The sequence below is a fragment of the Phaeobacter sp. PT47_59 genome (assembly GCF_028890025.1).
Lineage (GTDB): Bacteria > Pseudomonadota > Alphaproteobacteria > Rhodobacterales > Rhodobacteraceae > Phycobacter.
The window spans coordinates 1-1319 of record NZ_JARCJL010000070.1 but is presented as its reverse complement, the minus strand read 5'-3'; the positions used below and the strand labels follow the sequence as shown (position 1 = coordinate 1319).

General features: G+C 65.4%; 1 protein-coding gene. It reads right to left on the bottom strand.

Annotated features, from left to right (window positions below):
* Positions 1 to 83 precede the first annotated feature (83 nt).
* Positions 84 to 1256, bottom strand: a complete 1173-nt coding sequence (locus tag PXK01_RS21915) for an IS5 family transposase (protein ID WP_274861731.1) — start codon at positions 1254 to 1256, stop codon at positions 84 to 86.
* Positions 1257 to 1319: the final 63 nt, after the last annotated feature.

Below are 1319 nucleotides of genomic sequence, written 5' to 3'. Positions count from 1 at the left end.
GCTGTGAGGAATGATTTCCTTTGAGCAGGTGCTCGATGCATCCAGGTGTGCGAGGAGGCAGTCCGAGTGGCCTGCTTTCCGGCTCAGGCGACGAGTAGTTTCGGGAGCCTCGCCAAGTTGCACGCCGCCATCGCCAGCGTGAAGCGGGCCCGCACGCGCTCGATGCCGCGATACAGGGTCTGCGTCATGCCGCCGACGGTTTTGACCCAGCCGAAAGGTTCCTCGATCTTCTTCCGGCGCCGCTGCGATTGGGCGTAGCCAGGGTGCCGGGTGGTTCTGCCGTCGATGGCGGAGTGTCGGGACTTCTGGGCGACATGCGGCGTGACCACCATTTGGCGCAGCTCGGCGACGAAGTCCGCGCTGTCGTAACCACGGTCTGCCGCCAGGGTCAGGCGCCGGGTCGATCCCGGCGAGTGGCGGTGAAGCATGTCGATGGCAGCACGCCGCTCGGCGTGGCCGTCCGCCCGCGTCAGGTCGGCCTGCACGATCAGGCCGGAGCGGTTCTCCATCATGCTGTGCCCCATGAAGCACAGCATGGCGCCGGCGCCGGGCGACTTCTTGAACAGCCGGGCCTCCGGATCGGTCATCGAAGCATGGGTCGCGTTCGAGCGTCGTTCGCCACGGAAGTCGACTTCGGCGTTGCGGTGGCGGCGTGTGGGGCGGGTCATCGGGGCGGACTCGGCTATGGACTGGTCAGAGGAGGACTTGGGCGGCACACTGGTATCTGGCGGATCGCCGGGACCCTCGTCCCCGTCGGACGCAGCCCTTTCCTTCGGCTGGAAACTCTTCATCGACGCCCAAGCCTTCACCAGGGTGCCATCAACCGAAAAATGATCGTCCGAGAGCAGCGGTGCCACCTCGCGATGCGCCAAGATGGCGGCCATGATCTTGCGCGACATGTCCGTGGTCAGAAGCCGGTCGCGGTTCTTCGTGAACACGGTCGGGACCCAGATGGCATCGTCGATCCCGAGGCCCACGAACCAGCGGAACAGCAGGTTGTAATCCATCTGCTCCATGAGTTGCCGCTCGGACCGGATCGAGTAGAGGATCTGCAGCAGGCTGGCCCGGATCAACCGTTCCGGCGCGATCGAGGGGCGGCCCTCCCCCGCGTAGAGCCGCGCGAACTCGGCATCCAGGGAGCGCAGCGCATCGTTGACGACGGCCCTGATCTTGCGAAGCGGGTGTTGCGCCGGAATGCGCTCCTCGAGATCGACGTAGCTGAACAGCGAGCCCGTCACCTGATCTGATCCACGCATCCCACACTCCGGCGTCATCGTTGTGGCGACGGTGAATCATGTTCCACGTCAGACGTCGAGGCG

Bases quoted from the DNA above. Each gene is read 5' to 3' on its own strand.
- PXK01_RS21915 (WP_274861731.1), bottom strand. From the start codon at position 1,256: ATGCGTGGATCAGATCAGGTGACGGGCTCGCTGTTCAGCTACGTCGAT.